Source organism: Archangium sp. (assembly GCF_036389735.1).
Classification (GTDB): Bacteria; Myxococcota; Myxococcia; order Myxococcales; family Myxococcaceae; genus Archangium.
This window is the reverse complement of record NZ_DASVWK010000868.1, coordinates 1-22,091: the sequence shown is the minus strand read 5'-3', so window position 1 is coordinate 22,091 and position 22,091 is coordinate 1. Positions and strand designations below refer to the sequence as shown.

General features: G+C 69.2%; 23 protein-coding genes. 21 read left to right on the top strand and 2 right to left on the bottom strand.

What is annotated here, in order from left to right; all coding sequences use genetic code 11:
* Nucleotides 1–132: 132 nt before the first annotated feature.
* The 12 genes from VF794_RS31150 to VF794_RS31095 all read left to right on the top strand — a co-directional run bounded on the left by VF794_RS31150 (nt 133) and on the right by VF794_RS31095 (nt 15,060).
* Nucleotides 133–1,509 carry an AHH domain-containing protein gene (locus tag VF794_RS31150; protein WP_331116750.1) on the top strand — a complete coding sequence of 459 codons (1,377 nt, stop codon included), beginning with the start codon at nt 133–135 and terminating at the stop codon, nt 1,507–1,509.
* Nucleotides 1,510–1,677: 168 nt separating this feature from the next.
* A complete protein-coding gene (locus VF794_RS31145) occupies nt 1,678–2,775 on the top strand; it encodes an imm11 family protein (RefSeq protein WP_331116748.1) in 1,098 nt (365 codons plus the stop codon).
* A gap of 108 nt (nt 2,776–2,883) precedes the next feature.
* Entirely contained in the window at nt 2,884–3,729 is an 846-nt protein-coding gene (accD, locus tag VF794_RS31140; RefSeq protein WP_331116746.1) for an acetyl-CoA carboxylase, carboxyltransferase subunit beta, read from the top strand.
* A gap of 12 nt (nt 3,730–3,741) precedes the next feature.
* A complete protein-coding gene (locus tag VF794_RS31135) occupies nt 3,742–5,046 on the top strand; it encodes a folylpolyglutamate synthase/dihydrofolate synthase family protein (RefSeq protein ID WP_331116744.1) in 1,305 nt (434 codons plus the stop codon).
* 9 nt (nt 5,047–5,055) lie between these two features.
* Nucleotides 5,056–6,333 (top strand): alpha/beta fold hydrolase, encoded by a 1,278-nt coding sequence (locus VF794_RS31130; RefSeq protein ID WP_331116742.1) that lies wholly within the window; start codon nt 5,056–5,058, stop codon nt 6,331–6,333.
* An 84-nt stretch (nt 6,334–6,417) separates the two neighbouring features.
* Nucleotides 6,418–7,938: an AMIN domain-containing protein gene (locus VF794_RS31125; RefSeq protein ID WP_331116740.1), complete on the top strand. Its 1,521-nt coding sequence runs from the start codon at nt 6,418–6,420 to the stop codon at nt 7,936–7,938.
* Nucleotides 7,939–7,983: 45 nt separating this feature from the next.
* On the top strand, nt 7,984–10,521 hold the full coding sequence (locus tag VF794_RS31120; RefSeq protein ID WP_331116739.1) for an LPS-assembly protein LptD: 2,538 nt from the start codon (nt 7,984–7,986) through the stop codon (nt 10,519–10,521).
* A gap of 71 nt (nt 10,522–10,592) precedes the next feature.
* Complete coding sequence (locus VF794_RS31115) at nt 10,593–10,943, top strand: helix-turn-helix domain-containing protein (RefSeq protein ID WP_047862667.1); 351 nt, start codon at nt 10,593–10,595, stop codon at nt 10,941–10,943.
* 121 nt (nt 10,944–11,064) lie between these two features.
* A complete protein-coding gene (locus tag VF794_RS31110; RefSeq protein WP_331116737.1) occupies nt 11,065–12,606 on the top strand; it encodes a hypothetical protein in 1,542 nt (513 codons plus the stop codon).
* Between the two features lie 105 nt (nt 12,607–12,711).
* Complete coding sequence (locus VF794_RS31105) at nt 12,712–13,422, top strand: TetR/AcrR family transcriptional regulator (RefSeq protein WP_331116736.1); 711 nt, start codon at nt 12,712–12,714, stop codon at nt 13,420–13,422.
* Nucleotides 13,365–14,153 carry an enoyl-CoA hydratase/isomerase family protein gene (locus VF794_RS31100; RefSeq protein ID WP_331116734.1) on the top strand — a complete coding sequence of 263 codons (789 nt, stop codon included), beginning with the start codon at nt 13,365–13,367 and terminating at the stop codon, nt 14,151–14,153. The genes VF794_RS31105 and VF794_RS31100 overlap by 58 nt, the downstream gene beginning before the upstream one ends.
* Nucleotides 14,154–14,166: 13 nt before the next feature.
* Nucleotides 14,167–15,060: a 3-keto-5-aminohexanoate cleavage protein gene (locus VF794_RS31095; protein ID WP_331116732.1), complete on the top strand. Its 894-nt coding sequence runs from the start codon at nt 14,167–14,169 to the stop codon at nt 15,058–15,060.
* A 3-nt stretch (nt 15,061–15,063) separates the two neighbouring features.
* On the opposite strand, the gene VF794_RS31090 is transcribed toward VF794_RS31095, so the two are convergent.
* Entirely contained in the window at nt 15,064–15,987 is a 924-nt protein-coding gene (locus VF794_RS31090) for a M23 family metallopeptidase (RefSeq protein ID WP_331116730.1), read from the bottom strand.
* A 225-nt stretch (nt 15,988–16,212) separates the two neighbouring features.
* On the opposite strand from VF794_RS31090, the gene VF794_RS31085 reads away from it, so the two are divergent.
* From VF794_RS31085 to VF794_RS31050, 8 genes are all read left to right on the top strand, one after another.
* A complete protein-coding gene (locus VF794_RS31085; RefSeq protein ID WP_331116728.1) occupies nt 16,213–16,674 on the top strand; it encodes a hypothetical protein in 462 nt (153 codons plus the stop codon).
* Between the two features lie 10 nt (nt 16,675–16,684).
* Entirely contained in the window at nt 16,685–17,449 is a 765-nt protein-coding gene (locus VF794_RS31080; protein ID WP_331116726.1) for an endonuclease/exonuclease/phosphatase family protein, read from the top strand.
* Between the two features lie 132 nt (nt 17,450–17,581).
* Nucleotides 17,582–18,037 carry a phage holin family protein gene (locus VF794_RS31075; protein ID WP_331116724.1) on the top strand — a complete coding sequence of 152 codons (456 nt, stop codon included), beginning with the start codon at nt 17,582–17,584 and terminating at the stop codon, nt 18,035–18,037.
* Nucleotides 18,027–18,248 (top strand): DUF3618 domain-containing protein, encoded by a 222-nt coding sequence (locus VF794_RS31070; RefSeq protein ID WP_331116722.1) that lies wholly within the window; start codon nt 18,027–18,029, stop codon nt 18,246–18,248. Before VF794_RS31075 ends, VF794_RS31070 begins: the two co-directional genes overlap by 11 nt.
* 51 nt (nt 18,249–18,299) lie before the next feature.
* The gene (locus VF794_RS31065) at nt 18,300–18,500 is read left to right on the top strand and encodes a hypothetical protein (RefSeq protein WP_331116720.1); all 201 of its coding nucleotides are present in this window, start codon (nt 18,300–18,302) and stop codon (nt 18,498–18,500) included.
* A 37-nt stretch (nt 18,501–18,537) separates the two neighbouring features.
* Nucleotides 18,538–18,966: a hypothetical protein gene (locus tag VF794_RS31060; RefSeq protein ID WP_331116718.1), complete on the top strand. Its 429-nt coding sequence runs from the start codon at nt 18,538–18,540 to the stop codon at nt 18,964–18,966.
* Between the two features lie 51 nt (nt 18,967–19,017).
* Nucleotides 19,018–19,299: a hypothetical protein gene (locus VF794_RS31055; protein ID WP_331116716.1), complete on the top strand. Its 282-nt coding sequence runs from the start codon at nt 19,018–19,020 to the stop codon at nt 19,297–19,299.
* An 83-nt stretch (nt 19,300–19,382) separates the two neighbouring features.
* Complete coding sequence (locus VF794_RS31050; RefSeq protein WP_331116714.1) at nt 19,383–20,300, top strand: hypothetical protein; 918 nt, start codon at nt 19,383–19,385, stop codon at nt 20,298–20,300.
* A 3-nt stretch (nt 20,301–20,303) separates the two neighbouring features.
* Here VF794_RS31050 and VF794_RS31045 read toward each other — a convergent pair whose 3' ends face one another.
* Nucleotides 20,304–21,182 carry a hypothetical protein gene (locus VF794_RS31045; RefSeq protein ID WP_331116712.1) on the bottom strand — a complete coding sequence of 293 codons (879 nt, stop codon included), beginning with the start codon at nt 21,180–21,182 and terminating at the stop codon, nt 20,304–20,306.
* Between the two features lie 94 nt (nt 21,183–21,276).
* Between VF794_RS31045 and VF794_RS31040 the strand changes: the two genes are divergently transcribed.
* On the top strand, nt 21,277–22,091 hold an 815-nt coding region (locus VF794_RS31040), incomplete at its 3' end, for a CHASE2 domain-containing protein (protein WP_331116710.1).

Here is a 22,091-nt window from a genome sequence, read left to right as displayed (position 1 = left end):
TGCAGCGCTCCGAGGACTTCACCACGCTCATCTACCACCTCAAGCCGGCCTTCGTTCAGCAGCTCAAGAAGGAGCTGGCCGAGCTGCCGGTGGAAGTGCTGGAGCTGGGGGACACCTTCGAGTTCTAGGGTCATGGCAAGTGCTCTGCCATGTCCTCGTGTCATCCTGTTCGCGGTGACGACCCTGCTGGTGGGGCTCGTCGGGTGTGGCACTGCCTCTCGGGTCGTGCGCCTGGACACGGGTCAGGGCAAGCCCCTCGTCCACGCTCCGCGTGGCGAGGCCCCGGTGGTGCTGCACAAGGGTGAGTTCAAGACGGCGCTCGCGGAGTTGACGCGGGATGTACGGCCCGCCCCCAACCCCTTGGAGCATGCCCGGCGGCTGATGTTCGACTCCTCCTGGCACGAGGCGGTCTACTTGAAGTGGACGGGGCGGCGCCTGGTGTTGGACTCCGACGCCGAGGCGGCGGAGACGCTGCACGCAGTCCATGCCGCCCATGAGCTGACGCGCGCCTACGGGCGCTGGTGTGAGAACAAGGGGCGTCCCCGAGACTGCCTCTCCCTGCTGAAGGAAGGGCCTGTGCTCACCGAGGGTGGCCGGTATGCCCTGGCCATGGAACTCGCCATGGGCTCGGTGTGGAACGAGACCCTGGACGCCTTCAAGGACATGGCCGAGCCGGAGGCGGTGCGGGCCACGGTCGTTTCCGCCATGGCCATGTACATGATGCTGTGGGTGCTGCCGGAGCCGGTATCCAAGGGAGTCGCGGCCACGCTGACCATCGGCCTCATCGCCTACCTGGGCGTGGACACCGTGTGGAGCCTCATGCGGGGCTGGCTGCGGCTGGTGGAGGAGGTGGACCACGCGACCTCCTTCCAGGGGCTGCGCGAGGCCGGCGAGCGGTTTGGCAAGGTGATGGGCCAGAACTCCGCGCGCATCTTCATCATGCTGGCGACAGCGGCGATCGGTCACACGGTGGGGTTGGCGGCTAAGGTGCCAGCGCTTCCCGGTTCCTCGCGGGCGGCGCTGCTGGCGGAATCGCAAGGTGGCTTCCGGTTCATGGCCATGGGCGAGGTGGGAGCAGTGGCCGTCTCCGAGCAGGGGGTCTTCACCATCGCCCTTGCTCCGGGCGCGGTCGCCATGACGGGGCGGGGCCTGGCTCGCGGCACTCCCGAGCCAGTGGCGGTGAAGGAGCACGAGCACCACATCGCCACCGACAAGTGGGACACAGCCACGCACGGTGGCGGGCCGTGGACGCCGAAGTTCAGAAGACTCTTCAAGAAAGCGGGGATGACGTTGGACGACCCAGCCAACAAGGTCCGCGTCAGAGCCCACCAGGGGCCTCATCCCCAGGAGTATCATCAGGCGGTTCTTGAAGCCTTGAACGATGCGACGCGGAGCTGTCGCGGTCCTCAGGAGTGCCGTGTGGCGCTGACCGCGGCGCTCGAGAAGCTGGCTCAGCAGATCTCCACCCCCGGTACCAGGCTCAACACGTTGGTGATACGGGGACCGTGACGTTAGGAATTCCTCATGCCGAGGCGTTTTTTCCAACTGACCGAAGATGTTGATGTTCCAGGGCGTTGGGAGCTGGATGCCCCCGTTGACTCGACCGGGCAGGAACTTGGAACGTGGCTCTTCCTTGGCGGAGAGCCTGTTGAGCTTGAGGGCCCACTCCAGGTTGCCGTGGTCCAGCCCAGCAAGCCGCTCGACTTCTCGCTCGCGGATGGAGGGTCCCTTCCTATCGTTCACTCGAAGGTCGCCGACATCCTGGCCAGGATGGCTCCCCAGGACGTGCAACTCCTCGCGGTGAAGGTGGAGTCCCGACCGGAGCCCTACTTCCTCGTCAATGTGACCCGCATCGAGAAGTGCATCGACGACGAGGCCTCCGAGGAAGTGGTGTATTGGACTCCGAAGGATGGGCTTCCGGAGAAGATCGGGACGTACTTCTCCGTTTCCGGAATGCGCATCGATCCGACGAAGGTGGGCGATGCCAGGGTGTTCCGTACCTGGGGCTGGCACATCGCACTCATTGTCTCCGAGGACCTCAAGCAAGCCCTGGAGAGTCTTGGCGCCACGGGGATGAAGTTCGTGGAGGTAACGGGCCCCAGTTCCCGGAGTGATCAGGAGCGTGCACGGGAGCAGAAGTTCCGTGAAGCATGGCAGCAGGTGGACACCGCTCGCGAAGCGGCCTGGCGCACCTTGGGGACGCTGGAGCAGGAGGTCATCATCCCTGTCGTCGTGGGGGGGACCTGGCCGAGCCGGCGGCAGGCCTGGCGCGTCATTCACCGCCCCGGAGGCCATACGCTGCTGGTGACGGACGGGCTCTCCGACCCGTTCCACGGGCAGGCTGAGCCGTCCACGGGACTTGGTCTCGAGCTGGCTCTCGAGACGAGTGAACTGCTCGAGGATGTTGAGAAAAGCTGGCCCCTGTTGCTCCTGGAGCGGGTGGCGGACGAAGTGGCGGAGCACGAGCAGGTGCGAGAGCGAGTAAAGGCGGGCCTCTTTTCCATGGAGGTGTCGGGGAGCGGCATGCCCAAAGCCCTCGTGACCGAGGAGGGCCGAGTGGCCGTGCTGCTCGGTATGTCGTCGCGCACCTTGCCGGGGCACTTCACCCTGCCTGCCGGAGAGGTTCGGCTCGTCACGGTCAAGGCACTGCTCCCCAGGGAGCTGGCGTACCTGCTGGAGCACGGCGTGCAAGGTCGGGACGAACTGGCGCGGCGCTTCGTGGAGAGTGGCGAAGGACACCTGTCCCAAACCCGGAGGCATCCTGGTGTCCGGTGATGTCGCACATGCTCATCTCCGGTCGACTGGAAGTGGGTTGTTCCCTCGGCCGGCAACCTCTTGAATCGGTTGACGGCCCCCGGGCAGTGGGATTAACCCGGCCCTTCCATGGCCTGGTTCTCCAAGAAGCCCCGTATCGCGACCACTCCCGAGCCCGTCGACGCCCCCAGCCGCATGCAGGGGCTCTGGGCCAAGTGCGAGAACTGCGACGAGATCATCTACCGGCAGGAGCTGGAGAAGAACCTCAACGTCTGCCCGCACTGCGATCACCACCTGCCCTGGCCGGCGCGCGCCCGCCTCGCGTCCCTGTTGGACCCGGAGAGCTTCGAGGAGTTCGACAAGGAGCTGGAGCCGCAGGATCCGCTCGGGTTCACGGACTCGAAGAAGTACAAGGACCGGCTCAAGTCCACCCGCAAGGCGCTCGGCGAGAACGATGCCTTCATCTCCGGCGTGGGCCGCATCGATGGCAAGCAGGTGTCCGTCGGCTGCTTCGTCTTCGAGTTCATGGGCGGCTCCATGGGCTCGGTGGTGGGCGAGAAGTGCACGCGCGTCTTCGAGCGCGCCTTCGAGCTGAAGTGCCCGGCCATCGTCTTCTCGGCCTCGGGCGGCGCCCGCATGCAGGAGGGCATCTTCTCCCTCATGCAGATGGCCAAGACGAGCGCGGCCATCGCCCGCTTCCGCGCCGTGGGCAAGCCCTACATCTCGGTGATGCTGCACCCCACCACCGGTGGCGTGGCCGCGTCCTTCTCGTGGCTGGGAGACGTCATCCTCGCCGAGCCCAAGGCCCTCATCGGCTTCGCCGGCCCCCGCGTCATCGAGCAGACCATCCGCCAGAAGCTCCCCGAGGGCTTCCAGCGCTCCGAGTTCCTCCTGGAGCACGGGATGATCGACACCATCGTGCCGCGCAAGGAGATGCGCGCGACGCTGGCGCAGGTGCTCGGCCTGCTCGGGTAGTCGGCTCACGCCATGACGCTGCCCCGGACGCCGGCGGAGGCCCTGGAGTTCTTCTCCCGGCTCAGTCCCTCCAGCATCAAGCTCGGCCTGGAGCGGGTCGAGGAGACGCTGGAGGCGCTCGGCCACCCCGAGCGCTCCTTCCCCGCGCTCCACGTGGCGGGCACCAACGGCAAGGGCAGCACCTGTGCCTTCGCCTCCGCCGCCCTCCACGCCGCGGGCCACCGGGTGGGGCTCTACACCTCGCCACACCTGGTGCGCGTCAACGAGCGCATCCGCGTGGACGGGGTGGAGATTCCGGACGAGGTGTTCGGCCAGCGGATCCTCGAGGTGCTGGAGCGGCACCCGGCCGCCGCCACCTCGCTCACGTACTTCGAGTTCGGCACCGTGGTGGCCTTCTGGCACTTCGCCCGCGAGGCCGTGGACGTGGCCGTGGTGGAGGTGGGCCTGGGCGGGCGCCTGGATGCGACCCGCGCGTGCCAGCCGCTCGTCACCGCCATCACCCCCGTGTCCTTCGACCACATGGAGTACCTGGGCCACACCCTGGGGGCCATCGCCACGGAGAAGGCCGGCATCCTCAAGCCGGGAGTGCCCGTGGTGGTGAGCCGCCAGGAGCCCGAGGCGCTCGCCGCCATCGAGCGCGGGGCAGGGGAGGTGGGCGCTCCCGTTCTCCTCGAGGGCCGCGACTTCTCCCTCCACGCCCGCCCGGACGGCGGCCTCTCCTACGAGGGCTCGGGCCTCCCGCTGGAGGGCTTCTCCCTGGGCCTGCGGGGCCTCCATCAGAGGCAGAACGCGGCCGTGGCGGTGGCCGCCTTGGAGCAGCTCTCCGCTCGCGGAGTGTCCGTCTCCCCGGAGGCCCTTCGGACGGGGCTCGCGGGGGCTCGCTGGCCTGGACGCTTGGAGGAACTGGGCGGGCAGCCCCCGGTGCTGCTGGACGGGGCGCACAACCCCGCGGGGGTCCAGGTGCTGCTCGAGGGACTGCGCTCCCTCTACCCGGGGCGTCGGATCCACTGCGTCTTCGGCGTGGTCGCCGACAAGGATCGTGGGCCCATGCTTCGCGCCCTCCTGCCAACCTGTACTTCGGTACACCTCACCCCGCTGGAGACTCCTCGCTCACTTGGACCGGAGTACTACGTCGAAGAGGCTCGGGCGCTGTGCGCGGACGTGTGTGCTTATCCGTCGTTGGATGAGGCGCTCGCCGGTGCACGGGGGCGAGCGGCACCCGGAGACGTCCTCCTGTGCACGGGCTCGCTGTTCCTGGTGGGTTCCGTGCGCGCAAGGCTCGGTGGAAACCTTGGCGCATTGCATCACAGTTCGTAGATTCTAGTCATGCGTTTGCCGGATTGGAGAGCAGCGACTCCCACTGGGCCTCACACCCCGACAGTCGATGAGCTCGACTTCCGATCGCTGTATCAGAAGACCAAGTACGTGGTGGAGACGGCCGATGGATGGTCGCTCGTCATCACCCGTTATCGGCCGGTGAAGCAGCCCTTCGCGCAGCCCCTCTTCGGCGAGCCGCTGCTGCTGGTGCATGGCTTCTCGCAGAACCGCCATGCCTGGACGAGCGGCCAGTTCGTCAAGAACCTGCTCTTCTTCGGCGTGGACATCCACATCCTGGAGCTGCGCGGGCACGGCAAGAGCTCCATCGAGTTCCAGAAGGAGCGCGCCGCGCGCTTCCGCCGGCCGCTGCCGCCGGATCTGGACTACGGCTGGGACATCGACAGCTACTTCCTCTATGACCTGCCGGCGGCGGTGTCCGGGGTGAAGCGCATCACCCGGCGCGAGCGCATCTTCTACTGCGGCCACTCCATGGGCGGGATGCTCGGCTACGGCTACGCCGGCATCCACAACGACTTCGAGGGCCTCATCACCATCGGCTCGCCGGCGGACCTGGGCCGGGGCGTCATGCTGCTGCGGATGCTGTCCGTGGGCACTCCGGTGCTCGGGGCGGCCATCGACCTGGCCATCGCGGGCCTCAACGCGGAGGAGCAGGTGGGCCACACGGGGCGGATGCTGCTCGCCCGGGGCGCCTCCGCGCTCAACGAGGGACTGGCCCGATGGCTGGAGCCCAAGGAGGGCCCGCAGAAGTACCAGTTCCACTACATCCCCGTGGACGACTGGCTGAAGTTCGCCGAGCGACAGCTCGCCCGGGCCGAGGAGCACCCGCTCTTCAACCGCATCGCCACCCGCGTCAACCGGTTGAGCAATCCCGCCCGCGTCAGCTCCAAGGACGTGCGCTGGCTGCTGCGCGAGGGCGGTGAGCGCGAGCCTCGCAAGGTGGTGGAGCAGTTCGCCCGCTGGGTGCGCCGCGGGGAGATGGTCTGCTACCGCACGGGGTTCGACTTCAAGCGCGGCTTCTCCAAGATTCAAGTCCCCATGGCCATCATCTTCGGGGACATGGACCCCCTGGCGTCCGTGGAGTCCACCCGGAGCGTCTACCACGCCGCCCAGAGCGAGTACCTGCTGTGGCGGCCGGTGAAGGGCAACAGCCACATCGAGCTGACGATGGGGCACGACATCCGGCAGATCTGCTACGACATCAAGAACCTCATCGAATACGCGCGGACCCACCGCACCCGGAAGCCCGCGCTGCCCCGCCTGCGTTGACCAAGGGAAGGGGCGGAAAGTTGGAGCCCGTCCGCCCCGTGCTACCTTGACGCTGGAATGTGTCCGTCCAGAGGGAATTCGACGATGAAGGCCATCGGATTGTCGTTGCTTGTCTGCGTTCTGATGCCCGTCATGGCGCTCGCGCAGGAGGGCAAGGCCGACCTCAACTCCATCACGAGCGTGAGCGTGAGGGGTGGGACGGTGGAGATCGTCGGGACGAAGAAGCCCAACTTCACCACCTTCACGATGACCGACCCGCCCCGGCTGGTCATCGACATCTCCGAGGCCGTTTTCTCCGGAGTGAAGGAGGACCAGACGGTCGGCAACGGCACCATCAGCGGCATCCGCACGGCCAGCTATGGCTCGGACGAGTCGGCGATCGCCCGCGTGCTCATCGGCTACGAGCGCGAGGTGGAGACCGACATCCAGGCCACCGGCAACTCGCTGGTGGTGAACGTGGTGGGCGGGGGCGGGGCGGCCGTGGCGGCCGCTGCTCCCACGGCTCCGGCGGGTCCGGCTCCCACGGGCACGGCTCCCGCGGCCACGGCCACGACGCCCGGCGGCACGCCCGAGCAGGCCACCGTGGCGGCCCAGACGGACCAGCAGCAGCAGGAGCGCGCGGCGGCGAACGCGACGGCGGCGGCCCAGGCGGACCAGCAGCAGCAGGAGCGCGCGGCGGCGAACGCGACGGCGGCGGCCCAGGCGGACCGGCAGCAGCAGGAGCGCGCGGCGGCGGACGCGGCGGCCTCGGCCCAGGCGGATGCCGAGGCCCGGAGGCAGTCCGAGGCGCGCGCCGCGGCCGATCGCAAGGCGCAGGAGGAGTCCGCGCGCGTCGCGGCCCAGCAGGCGGAGCAGGAGCGCCTCCAGCAGGAGCGTGAGGCGAAGGCGGCGAGCGCGGCCGCCGAGAAGCAGCGCCGCGAGGAGGAGGCCCGCGTCGCGGCCGAGGAGAAGAAGCGCCAGCAGGCCGAGGCCCAGGCGGCCGCGGCTTCCTCCGCCGAGGAGCGCAAGCGGCTGCAGGCCGAGGAGCGCGAGCGTCAGCGCGCGGCGGCCCAGACCGCGGCCGAGGAGAAGAAGCGCCAGCAGGAGGAGGCCCGCGCCGCCGCCGAGGACCGGAAGCGTCAGCAGGCCGAGGAGCGCGAGAGCCAGCGCGCGGAGGCCCAGGCGGCCGCCGAGGAGCGCAAGCGCCAGCAGCAGGAGGCCCGCCAGACGCGCGTCGCCCAGGCCGAGACGCCTCGGGCCGCGCCGCGGCAGGGGGATCGGCTCGCCGTGTCCTCGCGTCGCAAGACGATGACGCTGGTGGGCTTCGCACAGGAGCCCACGGCCTCGCGCGTCTTCTTGCGCACCACCGAGCCCGTCAGCTTCAACGTCACCGAGGGCGAGCGGACGGTGGTGGTGGAACTGGAGAACACCGCCATCGCCGAGACGAACAACACCCGGCCGCTGGACACCTCCTTCTTCGACACGGCCGTGGCCTCGGTGGACGCGGACGCGGGGCCCTCGCGCACGGTGCGCGTGTCCATCCGCCTCAAGGAGCAGGTGTCCTACCAGACGCGCCAGGAGGGCAACGAGCTCTCCATCGAGTTCCAGCGCCCGGCCCGCCGCTGATGCTGATATAGGGAAGCGCGACGCCCCACCCGCGTCGAGAGGGTCATGAGCTTCCTGTTGCCGGTGGCCGTGCTGCTGGTGTCGGCCCAGCTACCCCTGTCCACCCAGCTCCAGCTCCCCACGGGGGAGGTGGTGGAGCTTTCCGCCGATTACGTGCTCTACGAGCCGAATCAGCGGGTGCTCACCGCGCGCGGCCACACCGTGCTGCGCTCGGGCGAGATGGTGCTGCGCGCGGACGAGGTCTCCTACGATCAGTCCCGGGAGATCGCCACCGCCAAGGGCAACATCATGTTCGTCCGGGGCCTGATGGCCGCCGTGGCCGACGAAGTGACGGTGGACGTGCGGTCGAAAGAGGCCAACGTGAAGGGCGGCCTCTTCATGCAGAAGCGCGGCGTCTCCCCGGAGGCGCTGCTCGCCGTGCAGACCCCCCAGGAGCTGCGAGCCCTGGGAGAGACCCCCGTGCTGATGAGCGGCACGCGCGTCAAGGTGACCGGGGACAAGTCCTTCCAGGTGGATGGGCTCGCCTTCGCCCCGTGTACGTGCGAGGCGGGCACGCCCATCTGGCGCCTGGAGGCCTCCCGCGCCAACGTGGTGTTGGATGATCACGCCACCGTCACCTGGCCGGTGGTGTACGTGTACTCGGTGCCGGTGTTCGCGGTGCCCTGGTTGTACGTGCCGCTGGTCGAGCGGCGCTCCGGCCTGCTCATCCCGCGCCCCACGACGAGCAGCCTCAATGGCTTCTCCTTCGAGCAGCCGGTGTTCGTCACGCTCGGGCGCAGCTACGACCTCACCCTCATCCCCGGCTACTACGTGGGCGCGCCCGAGGTGGACGTGGATCGCGGGACGTTCACCCGGCGCGAGCCGACCCGCAACGGCATCCGCGGGCCGCGGCTGCTCACCGAGTTCCGCTACGTGCCCTCGGTGCACACCGACGGCCGGGCCACGCTGGGCCTGCTCTACGACCTCAAGCCCGTGCGCAACCCGGTGACGAGCGACTACTACAGCGACGCCGGGAACGGGCTCATCCGCGAGCGGCGCGGGCTGCGCGGCGAGGCCTCCCTCCAGCACCGGCAGGACCTGGGCGGCGGCTTCCACGACCGCATCGACGCCTTCGTCGTCTCCGACGGCTTCTACACGCGCGATGTCACCGCCGACATCGTGGCCCGCGAGAACCAGTACCTGCGCAGCACCGGCGTCCTCTACCACCGGGGGGATGACCATTGGGCGGGCCTCGAGGTGGGGCTCCGTCAGGACATCCGCTGGGGCTACAGCCTCTTCGGGGGCAACGCCGCCCCCACCGACGCGGTGCTCGGCCAGCCCCTCACCCCCGCGCCTCGGACCTTCCAGCGGCTCCCCGCCCTTACCTGGGCGCTGCCCGAGCGGCCCCTGTTCGGTCGGTGGGTGGGCGGCCTGAAGGTCGAGTTCACCCGCCTGTCCCCGCTTCTGTCCCGCTTCGGCGACGAGGGCGAGGATGGCCGCTACGACCCGGATCGACTCCTGGCCGCCGCCAACCCCGGTGGCACCCGGGACCTCGATACGACCCAGGGCAACGGCGTCTTCGACGCCTCGGATCGAGAGGCGAGGGACCGGGTGGACCTGCTCCCCCGGCTGTCGTCCTCGTTCGCGCTGGGTCCCTACGCGCGGCTCACCCCCGCGCTCTCGCTGCGCCAGGACTTCTACGTGGGTGAGGTGTCCGGGCGGGCAGGGCAGCGGGGCTACCCCATGCTGGACCTGGTGGCCGACTCCGAGTTGGCGCGCACCTTCGAGTTCCGCGGCTCCACCCTCCGGCACGCCCTGGCGCCCACGGTAACGCTGCGCTACGTGCCCATCGTCTGGGGAGGTCTGCCCTCGCCCGGTGCCTCGTCGGATCGTCCGGGACAGGTCTATGACGAGATCGACGCTGCCCTGCCCGTCACCCCCGAGGGCGCTTCGCAGCGCTTCCTCCATGCCGTGGTGGCGCTCAACCAGACGCTCCACGCGAGGACGGGCGGGGTCCAGCGCGAGCTCGTCCGCCTGACCCTGGGGCAGGGGTTCGACTTTTCCCGCTATGCTCCCACCCTGGGCCGGGGCCTCGCGCTGGAGGACGAGCGGATGGCCCGCGATACATTCGGCCGGGTGTCCGCCAATGTGGGTTCCTTCAGCGGAAGTGGGGTGATCCGCTACGACTCGAACACGAATCAGATCGCCCAGCTCAGCACCGACTTCCGGATTGGCTCTCCCGAGCGGGGGGAGATTTTCGCCCGATATGACGACCTGCTGGGAGTGGGTTCGGACCGTCTGCGCCGCAGCCTGGACGCCCTGGTGGGGCCCGCTCGCACGAGTGCTCAGCGAGCACAGTTTCTCACTGCCGGTACGAACGTGACGCTCGGCTTTGGACTCGGATTGCGATACGAGGCCATCGTACAGCCACAAGCTCGCAGCGAGTCTCCCCTCCGGCAGCAGTGGTTCGCGGTGTCCTACGGCCCCGCGTGCGACTGCTGGCGAATCGAGGGGGTAGCACGGCTCGAAAGGGGGCGAGCGCGCCCGGACTTCGGTGTGAATCTCACGATCACCGGGGTGGGGACGTTCGGAACCGGGGGTTAGGAATCCTGGTCGCGTGTGCGTGGTTCTTCACTCCCTGACTGGATTCCCCCTGAAGGAGGACGAGGTCTTTCGTGTCGGAACTCGGCAAACGTATTGGACAGCGCATCCGTGAACTTCGTACCCAACGCCCCGAGCGTTGGACACAGGAGGAACTCGCGGAGCGGGCGCAAATCAGTGTCTCCTTCCTCTCGATGATCGAGAGAGGGGAGCGCGTCGCCCATGTTGAAACCCTAGCCGCCCTGGCCTTGGCCTTGGGCGTGAGCCTTGGCGAGCTCTTCGCCGGGACGGAGGAGACTCCAGCGCAGACGGAGGATCTTCTGCGCCCGTTGTCGGACTTCGCCCGGGCGAGGGGCCTCACGGCCCGTGATGTAGACCGCTTGCTGGGCGTGGCTCGGGCCATGTTCAGTGGCTCGGCTGCCTGACCGCCCTCAGCCTGGAAGGCTGCCGTCCTTGACGGGACGCATCTGAGACCGGGAAGATGGGAAGTGTTGGCTGTGCGTCAACAGCGCGCGGCGCTCTTCCCTCTTCAAGGAGTTTTCTCAGATGCGTCTGGGTCTCGCCGTGTACGTGGCGATCACGACCGGGGTGCTCGCGGCATGTAGCCCCCCGATCCCGTCGACGCTGGAGTTCGTGGATCAGTCTCCACTCCAGCCTCGGTTGGGGGAGATCACCACGCTTCGCTTTCGCGCCATCGATTCTCGAGGCGAACCGCAGCCGGGCGTGCGTGTCACCTTCGAGGTGCAGGCACCCGTCTCCGGTATCGAGATCAATCCCCCCGAAGCCGTCACCGACGTGGGTTCGGGCATTGCCTCTACCCAGGTAGTGGCCAAGGGGGGCCGTGTGTCGTCCGTCGTCGTCACCGCCCGGGTCGGCGAGAAGGTGGCGATCAGCCCCGCGGTCACCTTCGCGGGCGCCAGCTCCAACTCCCGCCAGTTCACCTTCCAGTGCGGCACCGTCTCCGGTGATGGCTCGGGTGGCGTGCATGCCATCGGTGCCTATGACTCGACGCGTCATCTCATCGCCGGCGTGAAGGTGAATTGCATCGCCCACGTGGGTGATCGCAACGGCGATGGCATCAGCGGGGCGCAGGTGTCCTTCCTCACCGAGGCCGGCACCATCGGCCCGAGCGCCGTCAGCGTGACGGACGTGGTGGGCAACGCGCTGGTCCTCTACAAGACCTCGCTGCCGCTGCCCGATGACGTGTCCCCGGGCACGTTCTCCTGGACCCCGCTCAACGATGCCACCCATACCGGCGAGTACCTCGCCCCGCTGTGGATGCATCCGTTCGCCTGGGTGGAGAACCCCATCGCCGATTACGACAAGGAGCCCACCTTCCATGAGCCTCGCCGGCCGGATCCCATCCGTCCGGGCAAGGAGAACAACTCCCGCGACAACCTGGTGAGCATGATCGCCGTCACCACGGGCGAGGAGGCCTTCGACGACCTCAACAACAACGGTGTGTGGGACAAGGACAGCAACGGCAACCCCGAGCCGTACGTGGACCTCACCGAGCCCTTCGTCGACAACAACGACAACGGCACGTGGGACGGCAAGGAGCGGTACGTCGACGCCAACGGCAACGGCAAGTGGGATGGCAAGAACGGCCAGTACGACGCCGTCACCCTCATCTGGGTGCAGGAGCGCATCCTGTGGACGGGCTGGCCGGACGAGCTGGACGTCGTCAGTTCCTCCAGCCGCAACACCCGTCCCGTCATCCGCGCGCTCAGCCCGGAACTGCCCGTGGCGCTCGCCAAGCATGACCAGATCGGCGCCGAGTTCCTGGTCTCGGACCCCTGGTTCAACAGCATGGCCAGCAACGAAAGCGCGGATGGGTGCTCGGCGGGTGCGGTGGGCCCGGTGGAAGTGGAGGCGCTGGCCAAGGGCGCGGCCTTCACCTACCCGGCCTACACGCTCATGCGCTACGTCATCAAGGACGTGCGTGATCCCGCCAACACGTCGGGCCCGAGCTACCCCGCTCCTCTCAATTGGAAGGTGAAGGCCAGCTGCATCTTCACCGCCTCGCAGATCCAGGGGCACAAGGCCGAGGTGGCCGCGCCCGACGTGTACGGCACCATCTTCCCATGACGGGTAGCAGTCCCCGTCTCGGCAAGGGCATTGACCGCAAGGCCCCGCGTCCGTAGCGTCACCCCCGGCTGACTGCCGAGTCAGTCAGCCGGGGAGAGACACCGCGTGAGCCCGCAGCAGCGCAAGTCGGAGGAGGCAGGGAGTCGGGAGAACGAGCGCCGCCGCACCATCCTTCGCGCGGCGATCGACGTGTTCGCGCGCAAGGGCTACCACGGCTGTCGCATCGCGGACGTGGCGCGCGAGGCGGGCGTGGCCTACGGGCTCGTCTACCACTACTTCAAGAACAAGGACGAGCTGCTGGAGACCGTCGCCGAGACGGGTTGGAGCGGCTTCGTCGCGCGCATGCGCGCGGTGGCCGACGGCGAGGACTCGCTCGAGGCGAAGGTGCGCGGCATCGCGGACGTGGCCTTCGAGGCCTACCGGGTGGATCCCCGCGCGGTGAAGGTGCTCATCCTGGAGGTCGCCCGTAGCCCCGCGGGAGGCCACGTCGTCAGCCGGCAGCAGGCCTTCCTCGGCGCCATCCGCATGGCCGCGGACATGTTCGCGCGCGCCCAGACCACCGGCGAGCTGCGCAAGGACCTGGACCCGATGCTGTGCGCCTCGCTCCTCTTTGGCGCCATCGAGATGGGCCTCACGGCCTTCGTGTCGGGGTTGATGGAGGACCGCGGCCCCGAGGCGCTGGATCGCGCCAAGGTGCAGATCGCCGAGTCCTTCCTTCGCGGTGTCCTCCCCAGCGCCGTCCCTTCCGCGGAGGTGTCATGGAAGCAGGAGAAGTCGTCGTCCGGTACCAGGCCGAAGGTGGGCAAGCGCTCCTGACCATTGATCGGCCGAAGGCGCGCAACGCGCTCTCGCCGGAGGTGTTGCGGGGGCTGATGGCCGCGCTGGACCGCGCCGAGGCGGACCCCGCCGCGCGCGTGGTGGTGCTCACCGGCGCGGGGGAGAAGGTGTTCTGCGCGGGGGGAGACCTCGGGCAGCTGGGCGGGGAGGGTGGTTTCCTCGCCACCCATGAGGGGCGCCGCGCCTATGGCCGGCTGCTCCAGCGACTCCAGGACCTGCGCAAGCCCACGGTGGCGCGCGTCAACGGGCACGCGCTCGCGGGCGGGCTGGGGCTGGTGCTCGCGTGCGACCTGGCGGTGGCCGCCGAGCACGCCGAGGTGGGCACGCCGGAGATCGACGTGGGGCTCTTTCCCATGATGATGATGGCGCTGCTGCAGCGGCACCTGGGCCGCAAGCGGGCGCTGGAGCTGGTGCTGACGGGGGAGCGGATGCCGGCACGCGAGGCGCTCGCGCTGGGGATGCTCAACCGGGTGGTGCCCGCGTCGGAGCTGGACGCGACGGTGGCGGGGCTCGCGGGGAAGCTCGCCGGCAAGAGCCAGGCGGTGCTCGCCCTGGGACGGCGCGCCTTCTTCACCGCCGAGGACCTGCCCCTGCCGGCGGCGCTGGAGTACCTGGCCTCGCAGCTCTCGCTCAACGTGCTGACCGAGGACGCCGCCGAGGGCGTCACCGCCTTCATCGAGAAGCGCCCGCCGAAGTGGAACGACCGCTGAAAGGGAGCACACCATGCCGCTGTCGAAGGACAAGGTCATCGTCACCTGCGCGCTGACGGGCGTGCTGGCCAGGCGCGATCAGTGCCCGTACCTGCCGTACTCCCCGGTGGAGATCGCCGAGGAGGCCCGCCGTGCCTACGAGGCCGGTGCCGCCGTGGTGCACATCCACGGTCGCGAGCCCGACTCGGGGGAGCAGTCGTGGAGCTCGGACATCTACGGGCAGATCAAGGAAGAGGTGCGCAAGCGCAGCCCCATCATCATCAACTTCTCCACCGGGGGCTTCAACATGGGGGTGGAGGGCGAGGCCGAGAAGAAGGCGCGGCTGGCCTACGTGGCGAAGACGAAGCCGGAGATGGCCGCGCTCAACATGGGGTCGATGAACTACGCGAAGTACTCGGAGAAGCGGAAGGGCTTCGTCTTCGACTTCGTGTTCCCCAACCCCTTCTCGGACATCCTGCTGGCCGTGGAGGCCATGCGCGAGGGCGGGGTGAAGCCGGAGCTGGAGTGCTTCGACCTGGGCCACGTCCACAACGCCGAGCCGCTGCTCCAGATGGGGGCGCTCAAGGGGCCGCAGCAGTACAGCTTCATCCTCGGGGTGCTGGGGGGCGTGGCGCCCACGGCGGAGAACCTGCTGGCCATGTCGCGGCAGATCCGCCCCGAGGACACCTGGGAGGTGATCGGCATCTCCAAGGTGCAGTGGAAGCTGGTGGCCGCGTCGCTGGTGCTCGGCGGCAACATCCGCGTGGGCCTGGAGGACAACTTCTACCTGGACCCGGCCGGCAAGGAGATGGCCAAGGGCAACGGGCCGCTGGTGGAGAAGGCGGTACGGCTCGCGCGAGACATTGGCCGCGAGCCGATGAGCCCGGACGAGGCCCGGGAGGCGCTGGGCGTCGGCAAGGCGTGGTGAGCCCTACTCCTTGTCGCGCTGGGTAACGGCCGGGGGGGCGGTGCCGAAGTCGAGCTTCAGCAGCGTCTCGCCGTCCACCCACATGTCATCCACCTTCACGCCCCAGTGGAGGTGGGGCCCGGTGACGCGGCCCGTGCCGCCCACCTTGCCCAGGAGCTGGCCGCGCTCCACGCGCTCGCCGTCCTTCACGTCGAAGGCCGAGAGGTGGAAGTAGGAGGTGTAGAGGCCGGCTCCGTGGTGCACCAGCACCGTGTTGCCCGCGGCGAAGTTGTCCCGCGTCATCACCACCGTGCCCGCGTTGGCCGCGTACACGGGGGTGCCCGTGGCTCCGTCGAGGTCGGTGCCGTAGTGCTGGCTCTGCTTCTTGCCGTTGTAGGTGCGCAGGTCGCCGTAGGGCGCGGTGATACGACCCTGGCGCGGCCAGGCGAAGTTCTCTCCGAAGAGGGGCGGGGCGAAAGGCTGCCCGAAGGCGGCGGCGAAGGCGGCCTTGTCCTGCTCCATGCGCGCCTGGACCTCTGGCGGCGGCGGCTTCACGAACTTGTTGGCCACCTTCAGCGTGCGCGACGGCCAGCCCGCGGCCACCACGTTGAGGGTCTCCGTGAGCTCCACGGGCACGGTGCCCGAGGGGGCCGACACCTTCACCTGCACGGCTCCCGGCGCGAGCTCCACCGGAAGGCCGGTGAGGGCCTGGAAGCCCTCGCGCACCGGGTAGAAGCGCAGGGGACGCTCTCCGATCGTGCCGGTGGGGGCCTCGGAGAGCCCGCGCACGGTGACGAGCACTGGATCTCCCGGCCGGGCGATCGTGGGCTGGAGGGAGAGGAGGGGTCGCCCCTCGGCGGCGTAAGCGGACAGGCCGAGGGCCAGCAGGAGGAACGGAAGCCTTCTGAGGGTGGGGATGGGCACGGGGGCCGAGATATGCGTGGGCAAGGGCGCACCGTCAACGAATGACGCCCCCGGCAACTCCCCCGAATGTCCGCCGCATGGCTGTCAGCGCCGACCCTCGGAAGGGCGAGGGGCGCATGCCTCGTTACACGAGGAGCAGGCGAGCGGGCGGGCCCCCGTGAGCCTCAGCGTTCACTATGCGCGCATGGCTCCCTAGCTTCTTTCGCGTCGGGTTTTTGGGGGTCGGGTTTTTAGGGGGAGATGATTCGGATGCCTCGTTCGTACAGCTTCGAGCCGTTCACCGTGTCCAAGAGGTCCACGCAGACCCGTGGGGGTCTTCGCCGGCGAGACAAGCAGCAGCTCTCCGAGAAGCGCGCGGTGGAGCGGCGGACCGACGGAATCCACTATGGCCGCAACCATGCGGAGACCGAGGAGATGTTCCAGGTGCGGGCCATGAACGCGCAGCTCGAGGCGCTGGCGGGCCTGTCGCCCAACGCGCCGGTGAAGCCCACCGCGACCAACCGGGGCCAGCCCATTGGCGCGCTGCCCCTGTCCGCCGAGCCGTTGCCCTCGCGCAGCGCGCTGAAGGACGTGTACGACGAGGCCCTGCGCCAGTTTCGCGCCCTCCAGTCCGGTGTGCAGGACGTCACCAATGCCACCAGTCGGCTGCTGTCGCTTCCCATGGAAGCCGCCCGGCTCGCCGCGCAGCGTCTGCGTCTCGTTCAGGGCTGATGGGTAGGACGTGGAGCTGACACTCGTCTCGTACAACATCCACAGTGGTATCGGGACGGACGGTCGCTTCGACCTCCACCGGGTGGGCGAGGTGCTGCGGGAGATCAACGCGGACATCATCGCCCTCCAGGAGGTCGGGGACTACCGAGGCGTGACGGCTCGTGAGGACCAGCCCGAGCACCTGGCGGATCTGCTCGGGCTGCACATGGCCTTCGGGCCCAATGTCGTGCGCAACGGCCGGCGCTACGGCAACGCCATCCTCTCCCGGCTACCCATCCTCAAGTCGAAGAACTACGACTTGAGCGTGGCCCGCCGCGAGGCCCGGGGGGCGCTGCGCTGCGACCTCGATCTGGGGGACAACCGGCAACTCCACGTGTTCTGCCTGCACCTGGGGTTGAGCATTCGCGAGCGCCGCCGCCAGGAGGCCCTGCTCCTGTCCGCCGACATCCTGCGCGACGCCGTGCGGAATGATCCGGTGGTGGTGTGTGGGGATTTCAACTATTGGGGTCCCGGCGCGGTGCCCGGCCTGGTGCGTCAGGCCATCCACGACGTGGCGCTGGAGCTGGGCACCTCGGTGCGCACCTACCACTCCCGCTTCCCGATGCTGCGCCTGGATCGCATCTACGTGGACTCGGGCGTGAGGCCGCTGGAGCTGCACGCCCACCGCACGCCGCTGTCCACCATTGCCTCGGATCACCTGCCGCTGGTGATGCACTTCGAGGCCCCCGTGGAGAGCCGGCAGCCCCGGTCGGCACCCGTCGAGCTGATCGGCTAGCCTGGGTCGGCCGGCACGTCGGATGGCCGACGCTGACGAACGCCGGACACATGGCTCCGTGGCAGGGTTGTCGCGGAGAAAGGGAGGAGCCTACGTTGGGGCCTCCGAATGAGAGCATCGGCCAGGGAGCAGATGGGCTTGAACACCGAAGAGACGGAGCGTGGTCTCACCACGCTCGTCATGCGGATGACAGACGGTTTCAGCAAGCTGGTGACGCAGCACCTGTCCCTGGCGCGCATCGAGTTGATGGATGACGCGCGGGCGATGGGCACGGACGTGGCGTTCATCGCCGCCTTCGTCCCCTTCGTGCTGGTGGGTTACACCTTCCTGTGCGCGGCGCTGTCCGTCTTCCTGGCGACGTGGCTCGGCTGGGCCGGCTCGCTCGCGGCGGTGGGGGCGCTCAACCTCGTGGGAGGGGGCCTGGGCATCACGCGGGCCGCCGCGAGGCTCAAGGCCCACCGTGTCATGGAAGACACCACCGAGGAGCTCAACCGCAGCGTGGCGGTGCTCGCCCAGGTACCGGTACCCGTACCCGTCGCGCAGCCCCAGGCCGCGGCGCTTCCCCCGGAGGCCCGCCATGGCCGCTGACGGCAAGGCCCGGGCTCCGCCCCAGTCCGCGGAGCAGATCCGCGCGGAGATCGAGCGCACCCGCTCCGAGCTGGTCCACTCCGTCACCGTGCTGCGCGAGGAGGTGGCATGGCGCACCGACTGGCGCGAGTGGGTGCGGCGCCGGCCCCTGACGTGCGTGGGCGCGGCTTTCTTCGTCGGATTCCTCATCGGCAGTAGCCAGAGGCGCTAGTCGCCGCCACCTTTGCTTCCACCTTCAACCCTGATTCAGGAGAGCACTTCCATGGACGTCAATCCCCAGCACCTGCAGGACAAGGCCCGGCAGTTCCAGGAGAACATGGTGCCGCAGATCGAGGAGGCGCGGCGCAACCTGGAGGACCTCAACACCCGCGTGGTGAGCTTCGTGCGCGCCAATCCCGGTACCTGCCTCCTGGGCGCCGTGGCCGTGGGCTTCATCGTCGGGCGCATCGCGTCCCGTCGTTGAGCGTGTCAGCGTTTCCTCGAACTCTCGGAGTACCGACATGACGACCTACCAGAGCAATCCGGGCAGCAATGGTGGCCAGGCGCAGGGCGAGCAGGGGCAGGCGGGGTTTGGTCATCGCGTGGACCGGATCGGCTCGGACGCGCAGCAGCTGTGGGACGATGCCCGCGGCGCGGTGACGGACCTGAATGCCTCGCTGGACCTCAAGGGCCGCGTGGATCGCAATCCGTACATGATGTTGGCCGCGGCCTTCGGCGTGGGCTACGTGCTCGGCGGCGGGCTCTTCACCCGCACCACCGCGCGCGTCATCCGCCTGGGGGTCCGTCTGGCGGCGCTGCCCATGGTGAAGGACGAGCTGCTCGGCATGGCCGAGGCGGCGATGCGGGGCGTGGAGATGGGGGCCCGGGGCATGAACGACATGACCGGTGCGGGTGGTGCGGGTGGCGTCGGCGGTCCGGATCGTCAGTAGGCAGTACAAGTGTGATTGATTCTTCCCCCAACCGCCTCACAGGGAGCCCTCATGATGCTCAGTGCCAATGACCTGAAGAAGATGGACAAGGACGATCTGCTCGGACTGCTCGGGCTGGAGAGCAAGAAGGGCCCCACGGACTGGCTGCTGCCCACGCTGAGCGCCTTCTCCGTGGGCCTGCTCGTGGGCGCGGGCCTCGGGCTGCTGATGGCCCCGAAGGCCGGCAACGAGCTGCGCGGTGATCTGCGCAACCGGCTGCAGCGCGGTGGCCAGGACTCGATGACCAACGGCGACGGCCAGCAGCGCCGCGAGGGCGTGAACCAGGGCGTCTAGGCTTCCGACAGCCATGCCGTCGAGGGGCGATCCGCTGACACGGGTCGCCCCTTCGACTTTCCGGGCGGTAGACTCGGGAGCCTATGCGGGACACGTTGGATGCGAGCGCGGAGGCCGTGACGCGCGGGGCCCTGGCGCGGCTGCGCGGGGTGGAGACGCTGGAGTCCGCCTACGACGCGTGGCTCGAGCTCCGGCTGGCGCACGGTGCCACGCGGCTGCGTTTCCAGGAGGAGCGGGAGCGCTTGGAGCAGCAGGGCTCCTTCCTGGTGGGCGCGGTGCGTGCGGCGGGGCAGTCGCGGGCGGCCCCGACGGAGCCGACGCCAGCGGCGGAGTCCGCGCTCGTCGCGGCGGATGCGCCCATGCGGGCCTTCCTGCGGCAGGCCGAGGAGAAGCTCACCCGGGCCCGCGAGGCGCTCGCGAAGGACGAGGCCGAGGGCGAGGCGCTCTTCCAGGCGGCCTTCGAGGAACTCCGCACCACCATCCAGGATCGGGTCGTGCGCCACCTGGCCGCCGCGCCGCCACGCTTGCGGTTGTTGCTGCGCAAGGTGGGGGCCGCCCGCGCCATCCTCCACGTGGAGCGCGTGAGCGGGGATACCCCCGTGCTCCTCCTGTACCTCTTCACCGGACGCATTCCCTCGCGCCATGGCTTCCTCTTCGACGACTCCACCGAGGACGTGTCGCTGCCACCCGCGCCCCTATACGCGGAGGAGGGCGTCGCGGCGGGAGAGGTGCGTCCGGAGGCTCCGGCCCTGGTCGCCCGGGTGCGCGCGCCGGGCCAGGTGCTGCCCGTGAAGGGGTTCCTGCCCGTCTTCGTGCCGCGCCCCGAGGGCGGTGAGGACTTCTTCCGCCTCCTCCAGCGCGGGCCGGTGATGGAGGTGGAGGTGGCGGAGGGCCCCGGCTTTCGCAGCGTCCTCGCCCGCGAGGAGTCCGAGCGCTTCGCGGGGCACCTGCTGCGCCTCAAGCTCGAGGGCAGGCTCGAGCTCGAGGTGGAGGCGGGGTAGGGGCTACTGGGTGTGCACCATGCCCACGTCGGCGGTGCCCACCAGGAGCGCGCTGCCGATGAACAGGTTGTCGGACTCGGCCCCGCCCGTCTTCACCGTCTGGAAGACGACGAGGTAGTTGCTGTTCGTCTGCGGGAAGGCGCTGCCCGGGATGGGGATGTTCGCCGCCTGCCACTCGGTCGGCACCGCCACGAGCTGGAGGAACTCCAGCGGCTCCTTCGGCACGTTGCTGTAGGTGGGCTGGCCCTTCTCGCCATTGGTGCTCAGCGGGAAGACGGTGACGAAGCCCAGGGTACGCGGCTTGCCTCCGGCCGCCGGGGGCCGCTGGAGGGTGAGGCCCTGGTTGGCCATGTGCTTCACGTAGCCCTCGGCCGGGTGGAGCGCCGCGATTCGCTCCAGGGACGGCGCCTCCTCCACCGTGCCCACGTGCGAGGTGCCGTCCTGCACCGCGACGAAGCGGTAGGTGGCGCCGGACTGGTACTTCACGCCCGCGTCATCCTCGAAGCCGCTCGTGTGGCCGTAGGTCCCCACACCGGTGTTGTCGAGGTTGTACTGCTTCCCGTTCACCGCCTCGAGCCGGACGGTGGCGTTGGCGATGGGCTCGGGTTGGCCCTGGTCTCCCTCGCGCGTGCCGAAGAAGACGAAGGCCGCCGTCTGGCCCGGCACGGTGACCCGGTCCTCTTCCCGGATGCCGCCATCCGGCAGCGTGCCGGCGTCGAGCCCGGCCATGGCGGAGTAGGACACGTCCACGGTGGGAGTGGAGAGCAGCGTCCCCACCATCACCTTCTTGGCGAGGAGCTGGTTGCCCGTCTTGTCGATGTCGCAGGCAAGGGGGGAGAGCAGGAGGGCGGTAGCGGCGGTGGAGAGCAGGAGGCGTTTCATTGCGTCTTTCCGGAAGGTCGGCCTGGCGGGCGAGCATATCAGGGCACAACGAGGGCTGGGGACGTGGGCTGAACGCGCTATTCTCCCGCCTCCCGTGCGAAGCCTTCCCATCTACTCGGCCGGCCTCCGCTTCCTCCAGCGGTTGGGCTATTCGCTCCTCCAGGCCACGCTCTTCGGCGCCATCCTCGGGATGCTCGTCTACTACCGTGTCCCGCGCACGCAGCTCGGGGGCGAGGCGACGCCCATCGCCGTGCTCGCCCGTCCCTCTTCCTGGTTGGAGTCCTGGGAGCGCGGTGCCTACGACTGGCGCGCTCGCGCGCTGGGGGCCCGCTCCTCGCGCTCGGACCGCGTGGTGGTGGTGGCCATCGATGACGAGACCCTCGCCGAGGCCCGCCAGGACGAGCACCCCGGTATCGCCTCCAACCCGTGGCCCCGGGAGATCCTCGGTGGGCTGAGCAACCGGCTCGTCGACGAGGGCGCCGAGCTGGTGATGCTGGACATGCCCTTCACCGAGCTCAGCCCGCGCGCCTGCCTCACGCAGGACACGTCCGGCGTGGAGGGCATGGACGACGATCGGGCCTTCCGCAAGCTGTTGGATCGCAACCCGGAGCGCTCGGTGCTGGCCTTCGAGTGGTCGCCGGACCGGGAGATTCCCGCGGGCAGCCGGCTGTGGCCGTACCGCGTGAGGCTGGGCACGTACCCGAGCGAGGCCGAGGCCCGGGGCCGGGTGCAGTCGGTGCTGGCGGATCAGCGGCCGGCCTTCCTCATCCCCGCGGGCAACGCGTTGGAGGTGTGGGCGGGAGTGGCCAGCGAGCAGGAGGGCCAGCGGGTGGCGCTGGAGCAGGGCGTGCGCGAGCCGCCGAAGGTGCAGGAGCGCCGGGTCTCGGACGACACGCACCGGGTGGGCCC

Bases quoted from the DNA above. Each gene is read 5' to 3' on its own strand.
- VF794_RS31150 (WP_331116750.1), top strand. From the start codon at position 133: ATGGCAAGTGCTCTGCCATGTCCTCGTGTCATCCTGTTCGCGGTGACG.
- VF794_RS31055 (WP_331116716.1), top strand. From the start codon at position 19,018: ATGATGCTCAGTGCCAATGACCTGAAGAAGATGGACAAGGACGATCTG.
- VF794_RS31095 (WP_331116732.1), top strand. From the start codon at position 14,167: ATGCCGCTGTCGAAGGACAAGGTCATCGTCACCTGCGCGCTGACGGGC.
- VF794_RS31135 (WP_331116744.1), top strand. From the start codon at position 3,742: ATGACGCTGCCCCGGACGCCGGCGGAGGCCCTGGAGTTCTTCTCCCGG.
- VF794_RS31060 (WP_331116718.1), top strand. From the start codon at position 18,538: ATGACGACCTACCAGAGCAATCCGGGCAGCAATGGTGGCCAGGCGCAG.
- VF794_RS31085 (WP_331116728.1), top strand. From the start codon at position 16,213: ATGCCTCGTTCGTACAGCTTCGAGCCGTTCACCGTGTCCAAGAGGTCC.
- VF794_RS31070 (WP_331116722.1), top strand. From the start codon at position 18,027: ATGGCCGCTGACGGCAAGGCCCGGGCTCCGCCCCAGTCCGCGGAGCAG.
- VF794_RS31120 (WP_331116739.1), top strand. From the start codon at position 7,984: ATGAGCTTCCTGTTGCCGGTGGCCGTGCTGCTGGTGTCGGCCCAGCTA.
- VF794_RS31110 (WP_331116737.1), top strand. From the start codon at position 11,065: ATGCGTCTGGGTCTCGCCGTGTACGTGGCGATCACGACCGGGGTGCTC.
- VF794_RS31045 (WP_331116712.1), bottom strand. From the start codon at position 21,182: ATGAAACGCCTCCTGCTCTCCACCGCCGCTACCGCCCTCCTGCTCTCC.
- VF794_RS31065 (WP_331116720.1), top strand. From the start codon at position 18,300: ATGGACGTCAATCCCCAGCACCTGCAGGACAAGGCCCGGCAGTTCCAG.
- VF794_RS31050 (WP_331116714.1), top strand. From the start codon at position 19,383: ATGCGGGACACGTTGGATGCGAGCGCGGAGGCCGTGACGCGCGGGGCC.
- VF794_RS31130 (WP_331116742.1), top strand. From the start codon at position 5,056: ATGCGTTTGCCGGATTGGAGAGCAGCGACTCCCACTGGGCCTCACACC.
- VF794_RS31075 (WP_331116724.1), top strand. From the start codon at position 17,582: ATGGGCTTGAACACCGAAGAGACGGAGCGTGGTCTCACCACGCTCGTC.
- VF794_RS31125 (WP_331116740.1), top strand. From the start codon at position 6,418: ATGAAGGCCATCGGATTGTCGTTGCTTGTCTGCGTTCTGATGCCCGTC.
- accD (WP_331116746.1), top strand. From the start codon at position 2,884: ATGGCCTGGTTCTCCAAGAAGCCCCGTATCGCGACCACTCCCGAGCCC.
- VF794_RS31100 (WP_331116734.1), top strand. From the start codon at position 13,365: ATGGAAGCAGGAGAAGTCGTCGTCCGGTACCAGGCCGAAGGTGGGCAA.